The following is a 7447-nucleotide window of genomic DNA, read 5'->3' on the forward strand; positions in this document are numbered from 1 at the left end:
GTCCCGACGTCACCGTGCTGAGCACCGCGCACGACGTCGCGGACGGCCGGCTGTTCCGCCTGGTCGAGGCGATGGAACGGGTCGGGCTGGCCGTCGAGGTGATCGGCCGGGGCGACCCCTCCGACGGCCCGCCGGGGGCGGACGTGAGGACCAGGCCCCGGGCCGGCCGGTTCGGCCGGGCGCTGGACGCCGTCCGGCTGCCGCTCGCCGCGCGCGGGCGGGTGCTGGTCACCCTCACCCCGGACCCGCTGCCGGCCGCTGCGCTGCGCCGGCTGCTGCGCCGCGGCCCCTACGTGGCGGACTGCCAGGAGGACTACCTGGCGCTGCTGTCCGACCGCTCCTGGGCCACCGGCGCCACCGGCGTGGTCGCCCGCGGGGTGGCCCGGGCAGCCGTGGCACTCGCCGGCCGGGCCGACCTGACCCTGGTCGCCGACGACCACGTCCCGCCGCGGCAGGCCCGCCACCGGCTGGTCGTCGTCAACCTGCCCTCCGGTGGGTACCTGCCGTCGCCGGTCGACCCCGAGCCGGCACCTCGGGCGCTGTACGTAGGCGACGTCCGCCGCTCGCGCGGCCTGCGCACCATGCTCGCGGCGGTCGAGGCGGCCCCGCGCTGGCAGCTGGACGTCGTCGGCCCGGTGAGTGCCGAGGACCAGCCCTGGCTGGACGAGTGGCTGTCCTCCTCACCCGCCGCGCACCGGGTGCGCATCCACGGGCGCCGCCCGCCGCGGGAGGCCTGGGCGCTGGCGGCCGGGGCGTGGGTGGGGCTGGCCCTGCTCGACCCCACACCGGCCTTCGCGGCAGCGATCCCCAGCAAGGTCTACGAGTACTTCGAGTGCGGGCTGCCCACACTGGTGACCCCGCTGCCCCGCGCCGCGGCACTCGTCGAGCAGGCCGGGGCCGGCCAGGTGGTCACCGACGCCGCCGAGGCGGCCCGCGCGCTGGAGGAGTACGCCGACCATCCGGAGCTGCACGCGGCCCACCGGCTCGCGGCGCTGGACTGGGCCAGGCGGCGGGCCGCCGACCCGTCACCGTACGACGAGCTGGCCCGCCAGGTGACGGCGCTGGCCGTGGGAGGGCGGTCCCGATGACCTCGTTGCGGTACGGCCGGATCACCCCCAGGCGGCTGGCCGGTGCGCTGCGCCGACGGGTCCGGTGGAGGGTGGACGCGGTGCGCCCGGTCCCGGTCGAGGAGCTGCCGCCGTTCCCCGACCTGCCGGACACGCCGGTGCGGCTGGGCATCGGCCCGGCCAACTTCGCCGGGCAGGGCTGGGAGTGGAAGCGCGCGGTCGAGACCCACCTGGACGGCGTCAGCGCCGAGGTGTTCGCCGTCCAGGGCAGCGGGCTGAACTTCCCGGCGGACCGGCCGATCGACGGCCGCTGGTACCGGGTGCGGGCCTGGCAGGACCGCCAGGAGCAGCGGGTTCTGCACGAGTACACGCACCTGCTGGCCGAGGCGGTCCGCCCGGTCATGGGGCTGAAGTACGGCGACACCCTCGGCGCCGAGCTGGCGGTGCTCGCGGCCGCCCCGGTGCGGGTCGCGGTGCTGCTGCACGGCTCGGAGGTCCGCCGGCCGGACCGGCACGCGGAGCGGCACCCGCACTCGCCGTTCCACGACCGGGACTGGGAGCTCGGCCGGGTCCTGCAGGACCAGTCGGAGCGGCTCGGCCGGATCGTGGCCGAGTTCGACGGGCCCACGTTCGTCTCGACCCCCGACCTGCTGGACGACGTGCCGGGCGGCACCTGGCTGCCGGTGGTGGTCGACCCGCGGCTGTGGCACTCCGACCGGCCGGTGCTGGAGCGGGACCGCCCGGTCGTGGTGCACGTCCCGTCCAGCGCCAAGATGAAGGGCTCCGAGCTGGTCGACCCAGTGGCCCAGCAGCTGGCCGACGAGGGCGTCATCGACTACCGGCGGCTGGCGGGGCTGCGCCCTGAGGAGATGCCCGCGGTCGTCGCCGACGCGGACATCGTGCTGGACCAGTTCGCCCTGGGCTCCTACGGCGTCGCGGCGGTGCAGGCGATGGCCGCCGGCCGGCTCACTGTCGGGCACGTCGCCGACCACGTTCGGGCCCGGATCCCGGTCGACCTGCCGATCGTCGACGCCACGCCGGACACGCTGCGCGAGGTCCTGCTCGGACTCCTCGCCGACCGGGCGGCGGCCCGCGCCGTCGCCGCCGCGGGGCAGCGCTACGCTCACGAGCAGCACGACGGGCGGGGGTCCGCCGCCGTGCTGTCCGGGTTCCTCGGCCGTCCGCTGGTGGGCTAGCACTGGTGGGCTAAGTCACGAACCGGCCGTCCCGGGGCGAGCGGCCGCGACGGCTACCCTTTAACCGCCCCAGCCAGACCCCGGAGGAACTCGCATGACCGTGCACGTCCAGCCGTCGGCCGACGTCGACGACCGCGCGCAGATCGGGGACGGCTCCTCGGTGTGGCACCTGGCCCAGGTCCGCGAGGGCGCCGTCCTCGGCAGCCACTGCATCGTCGGCCGCGGCGCGTACGTCGGGCCCGGCGTGCGGATGGGCGACAACTGCAAGCTGCAGAACTACGCCCTCGTCTACGAGCCGGCGGTGCTGGAGGACGGCGTCTTCGTCGGGCCGGCCGCCGTGTTCACCAACGACCACTACCCGCGTGCGGTGGCTCCGGACGGCACGCTGAAGTCCGCCGCCGACTGGGAGCCGGTCGGCGTCACGGTGCGCCAAGGCGCCTCGATCGGCGCCCGCTCGGTCTGCGTCGCACCGGTCACCGTCGGCCGCTGGGCGCTGGTCGCAGCGGGGAGCGTGGTTCTCAAGGACGTCCCCGACTTCGCCCTCGTCGCCGGCGTCCCGGCACGCTTCGTCCGCTGGGTCGGCAAGGCCGGCGTGCCGCTCGAGGCACTCGGCGACGGGCGCTTCCAGTGCCCGCAGACCGGCGCCATGTACACCGAAACCGATGGAACCCTCACGGAGGTCAGCGCATGATTCCCGCCGCCAAGCCCCTCATCGGAGACGAGGAGCGCGCCGCCGTCGACCGGGTGCTCGCCAGTGGCATGGTCGCCCAGGGCCCGGAGGTGGCCGCCTTCGAGCAGGAGTTCGCCGCTTTGGTGGACGGCCGCACCTGCGTCGCGGTCAACTCCGGCACGTCCGGCCAGCACCTCGGCCTGCTCGCCCGCGGCGTCGGCGCCGGGGACGAGGTCATCGTGCCGTCGTTCACCTTCGCGGCGACCGCGAACTCGGTGGCGCTGACCGGCGCCTCCCCGGTGTTCGTCGACATCGAGCCGAACTACTTCTGCCTCGACCCGCGGGCCGTCGAGGCCGCGATCACCGAGCGGACCAAGGGCATCATGCCGGTGCACCTGTACGGGCACCCGGCCGACATGACCGCCCTGCTGGACGTCGCCGAGCGGCACGGCCTGGAGATCTACGAGGACGCCGCTCAGGCCCACTCCGCGAGCTGGCAGGGCCGCCCGGTCGGCACCTTCGGCGCGTTCGCCATGTTCAGCCTCTACCCGACGAAGAACATGACGTCCATCGAGGGCGGCATGGTGTCCTGCGCCGACGACGAGACCGCGCGGATGGTGCGGCTGCTGCGCAACCAGGGCATGGAGCGGCAGTACGAAAACGAGGTCGTCGGGCTGAACAACCGGATGACCGACGTGCACGCCGCGGTGGGCCGGGTGCAGCTGCGCAAGCTGGCCGGCTGGACCAAGACCCGCCAGCGCAACGCCGCGTTCCTCAGCGCGAACCTCGAGGGCGTCGTGGTGCCCCCGACCGCCCCGGGCGCGGCGCACGTCTACCACCAGTACACGATCCGGGTCACCGAGGACCGGGACCGCTTCCGGACGGCGCTGGCCGAGGAGCACGGAGTCGGCTCCGGGGTGTACTACCCGATCCCCAACCACCGGCTGCCGTCGTTCCGCCGCGAGCTGGACCTGCCCGAGACCGAGCGGGCCGCCAGCGAGGTGATCTCGCTGCCGGTGCATCCGTCGCTGTCCCAGGGCGACCTCGAGCAGATCGTGCACGCGGTGAACACCGTGGCCAAGGCCGGCGCCTGATGGCCAACCTTCGGGCCGGGCTGATCGGCCTGGGCATGATGGGCCGCAACCACGCCCGGGTGCTGTCCTCCATGGACGGCGTCGACCTGGTCGCCGTCGCGGACCCGGCCGGGGACAAGCACGGCGTCGCCGGCGGCCTCGCGGTGCTGGGCAGCATCGACGAGCTCGTTGCGGCCGGACTCGACTACTGCATGGTCGCGGTGCCGACGGCGTTCCACACCGACGTCGCGCTGGCCCTGGCCGACGCTGGGGTGCACGCTCTCATCGAGAAGCCCCTGGCGTTCGACGTCGCCTCCTCGCAGCAGATCGCGGACGCCTTCGAGTCGCGCGGCCTGGTCGGCGCGGTGGGTCACATCGAGCGGTACAACCCGTCGCTGCAGCAGATGCGGGCCCGGCTGGAGGCTGGCGAGCTGGGCGCGGTCTACCAGGTCGCGACCCGCCGCCAAGGCCCGTTCCCGTCCCGGATCGCCGACGTCGGCGTGGTGAAGGACCTGGCCACCCACGACATCGACCTGACCGCCTGGGTGGTCCAGCAGCCCTACCGCTCCGTGTCGGCGCGGGTCGCGCACAAGAGCGGGCGCCAGTACGAGGACCTGGTGGCCGTCGTGGGCCAGCTGTCCGACGGCACCATCACCAACCACCTGGTGAACTGGCTGTCGCCCATGAAGGAGCGGGTCACCGTCGTCACCGGGGAGCGCGGCACCTTCGTGGCGGACACCATCAGCGCCGACCTCACCTTCTTTACCAACGCCTCGGTGCCGACCGTGTGGGAGGAGAACGCCAAGTTCCGCGGCGTCCTCGAGGGTGACGTGATTCGCTACGCGTTCCCCAAGCCGGAGCCGCTGCGCACCGAGCACGAGACCTTCCGGGACGCGGTGCTGGGCAAGGACGTCGACATCGTCACGTTGCGCCAGGGCATGGCGACCGTCGCCGTCGCGGAGGCGGCCATCCGCTCGGCCGCCGAGGGCCGCACGGTCGAGATCTCGGCGGGCTGACCCTCGGGCCGGAGCCCGGGTCAGCGCAGGGCGTCGGCCAGCACCCGCACCACGGCCTGCGCCGCGTGGCCGTCGCCGTACGGACGGCCCTGCGGCACGGCCGGGGCCGGCCGGACCGCGACCCCGGCCACCGCGGACAGGTCGGCGTCCAGCACGTTCCAGCCGTCCGCGAGGGTCTCCACCCACTCGGTCTCGGTGCGCAGCGTCGTGCAGGGGACGCCGAGCAGGTAGGCCTCCTTCTGCAGCCCCCCGGAGTCGGTGACCACCCCGCGCGAGTGCAGCACCGCGGACACCATGTCCGGGTACGGCAGCGGGGGCGCCTGCCGCAGCGAGCCGGCCGCCAAGTCGATGCCGAAGGTCGACGCCCTCGCGACCAGCCGGGGGTGCGCCAGCAGCACGACGGGCAGCGGCAGCGCGGCCAGCGCGCCGACGATGGCGGCCAGCCGCTGCGGGTCGTCGGTGTTCTCGGCCCGGTGGATCGTCGAGACGAGGTAGCCCGCGGTCGGGTCCACGCCAGGCGGCAGCGCCGGGGCCCGGTCCCGCACCCCGTCGCGGACCAGGAAGCACACGTCGGTCATGACGTCCCCGACGAGCACGGACCGGTCGGCCAGGCCCTCCGCCGCCAGGTGGCCCATGGCCACCTCGGTCGGCGCGAGCAGCAGGTCGGCCGCGTGGTCGGTGAGCACCCGGTTGTGCTCCTCGGGCATGGCCCGGTTGAACGAACGCAGGCCGGCCTCGAGGTGCGCCACCGGCAGGTGCAGCTTCACCGCGGAGACCGCGCCGGCCAGGGTCGAGTTGGTGTCCCCGTAGACGAGCACCCACTCCGGTGCGTGCTCCTCGAGCACGGCGTCTAGCCCGGCCAGCATCGCGCCGGTCTGCGCGCCGTGCCCGCCGGAGCCCACCCCCAGGTGGACGTCGGGCGCCGGGATGTGCAGGTCCTCGAAGAAGACGTCCGACATGCGGTTGTCGTAGTGCTGTCCGGTGTGCACGATCACGTGCTCGTGACCGGAGGCTGTGAGTGCGGCCGCGACGGGGGCCAGCTTGACGAACTGGGGACGCGCGCCCACGACGCTGAGGACCTTCATGGGGGCGGACGGTACCCTAAGCGTGCCCCTCTCCCCGTCCCCCGCGAGGCTGTCCCAGTGAAGATCACCGTTGTCGCCCTCGGCAAGATCGGCCTACCGCTGGCCGTCCAGTTCGCGACGCGGGGGCACCAGGTCGTGGGCGCCGACATCGACCAGCGGGTGGCCGACCTGGTGAACGCGGGCACCGCGCCGTTCCCCGGCGAGGCGCACCTGGCCGAGCTGCTCGCCGAGGCCGTCGCGGCCGGCCGGCTGACCGCCACCACCGACACGTCGACGGCGGTCGCCGAGAGCGACGCCGTGGTCGTCGTCGTCCCGCTCATGGTCGACCCGGAGGGTGTCCCCGACTTCGCCGCGATGGACGCCGCCACCAAGGCGATCGCGGCCGGGCTGCAGCCGGGCACCCTGGTGTCCTACGAGACCACGCTGCCGGTCGGCACCACCCGCAGCCGTTGGCTGCCGCTGCTCGAGGAGGGCAGCGGCCTGGTCGGCGGCCAGGACTTCCACCTGGTGTTCTCCCCGGAGCGGGTGCTCACCGGTCGGGTGTTCGCCGACCTGCGCAAGTACCCGAAGCTGGTGGGTGGTCTGGACTCCGGGGGAGCGGCCCGCGCCGTCGAGTTCTACTCCCAGGTGCTCGAGTTCGACGAGCGTCCGGACCTGGCCCGTCCCAACGGCGTTTGGGACCTCGGCAGCGCCGAGGCCGCTGAGCTGGCCAAGCTCGCCGAGACCACCTACCGGGACGTGAACATCGCGCTGGCCAACCAGTTCGCCCGGTTCGCGGCGGACAACAACATCGACATCTACCAGGTGATCGAGGCGTCGAACTCCCAGCCGTACAGCCACATCCACCGCCCCGGGATCGCGGTGGGCGGGCACTGCATCCCGGTCTACCCGCGGCTGTACCTGTGGCGGGACCCGCACGCGACCGTCGTCCGGGCTGCCCGCGAGGCGAATGCGGCGATGCCCGACTACACCATCGGACTGCTCGAGGGGGCGCTCGGTGGCCTGACCGGCCAGCGGGTGGTCGTGCTCGGGGCCTCCTACCGCGGCGGGGTGAAGGAGACTGCGGTCTCCGGGGTGTTCCCGACCGTGGCGGCGCTGCTCGCCCGTGGCGCGCGGGTGCTGGTGCACGACCCGATGTACAGCGACGACGAGCTGGCCGCGTTCGGCTGGACGCCCTACCACCTGGGCGAGCCGGTCGACGCCGCCGTCGTCCAAGCCGACCACGCCGAGTACCGCGAGCTGGACGCCGACGACCTGCCCGGCGTCCGGGTGCTCGTGGACGGCCGCCGGGTCACCGACCCGGCCCGCTGGGCCGGTGTCGACCGCCGCGTGGTGGGTTC

Annotated in this window: 7 protein-coding genes; 6 read left to right on the top strand and 1 reads right to left on the bottom strand. The window is 74.1% G+C overall.

Annotated features, from left to right (window positions below; translation table 11 throughout):
• The first annotated feature begins 14 nt into the window (after nt 1-14).
• The 5 genes from VIM19_07955 to VIM19_07975 all read left to right on the top strand — a co-directional run bounded on the left by VIM19_07955 (nt 15) and on the right by VIM19_07975 (nt 5022).
• The gene (locus VIM19_07955) at nt 15-1088 is read left to right on the top strand and encodes a glycosyltransferase (GenBank protein HEY5184820.1); all 1074 of its coding nucleotides are present in this window, start codon (nt 15-17) and stop codon (nt 1086-1088) included.
• Complete coding sequence (locus VIM19_07960; protein HEY5184821.1) at nt 1085-2263, top strand: hypothetical protein; 1179 nt, start codon at nt 1085-1087, stop codon at nt 2261-2263. Before VIM19_07955 ends, VIM19_07960 begins: the two co-directional genes overlap by 4 nt.
• Before the next feature lie 94 nt (nt 2264-2357).
• Nucleotides 2358-2954 (top strand): acyltransferase, encoded by a 597-nt coding sequence (locus VIM19_07965; GenBank protein ID HEY5184822.1) that lies wholly within the window; start codon nt 2358-2360, stop codon nt 2952-2954.
• Entirely contained in the window at nt 2951-4027 is a 1077-nt protein-coding gene (locus tag VIM19_07970) for a DegT/DnrJ/EryC1/StrS family aminotransferase (protein HEY5184823.1), read from the top strand. Before VIM19_07965 ends, VIM19_07970 begins: the two co-directional genes overlap by 4 nt.
• The gene (locus tag VIM19_07975; protein HEY5184824.1) at nt 4027-5022 is read left to right on the top strand and encodes a Gfo/Idh/MocA family oxidoreductase; all 996 of its coding nucleotides are present in this window, start codon (nt 4027-4029) and stop codon (nt 5020-5022) included. Before VIM19_07970 ends, VIM19_07975 begins: the two co-directional genes overlap by 1 nt.
• Nucleotides 5023-5042: 20 nt before the next feature.
• Here VIM19_07975 and wecB read toward each other — a convergent pair whose 3' ends face one another.
• Complete coding sequence (wecB, locus tag VIM19_07980) at nt 5043-6107, bottom strand: UDP-N-acetylglucosamine 2-epimerase (non-hydrolyzing) (GenBank protein ID HEY5184825.1); 1065 nt, start codon at nt 6105-6107, stop codon at nt 5043-5045.
• A gap of 57 nt (nt 6108-6164) precedes the next feature.
• Here wecB and VIM19_07985 point away from each other — a divergent pair.
• Nucleotides 6165-7447, top strand: a 1283-nt coding sequence (locus VIM19_07985) for a nucleotide sugar dehydrogenase (GenBank protein ID HEY5184826.1), incomplete at its 3' end; no start/stop codon positions are given.

Source organism: Actinomycetes bacterium, assembly GCA_036510875.1.
Taxonomy (GTDB): Bacteria; Actinomycetota; Actinomycetes; order Prado026; family Prado026; genus DATCDE01.

Excerpts from the sequence above, each read along its gene's own strand:
- VIM19_07960 (HEY5184821.1), top strand. The coding sequence starts at position 1,085 with ATGACCTCGTTGCGGTACGGCCGGATCACCCCCAGGCGGCTGGCCGGT.
- VIM19_07975 (HEY5184824.1), top strand. The coding sequence starts at position 4,027 with ATGGCCAACCTTCGGGCCGGGCTGATCGGCCTGGGCATGATGGGCCGC.
- VIM19_07970 (HEY5184823.1), top strand. The coding sequence starts at position 2,951 with ATGATTCCCGCCGCCAAGCCCCTCATCGGAGACGAGGAGCGCGCCGCC.
- VIM19_07965 (HEY5184822.1), top strand. The coding sequence starts at position 2,358 with ATGACCGTGCACGTCCAGCCGTCGGCCGACGTCGACGACCGCGCGCAG.
- wecB (HEY5184825.1), bottom strand. The coding sequence starts at position 6,107 with ATGAAGGTCCTCAGCGTCGTGGGCGCGCGTCCCCAGTTCGTCAAGCTG.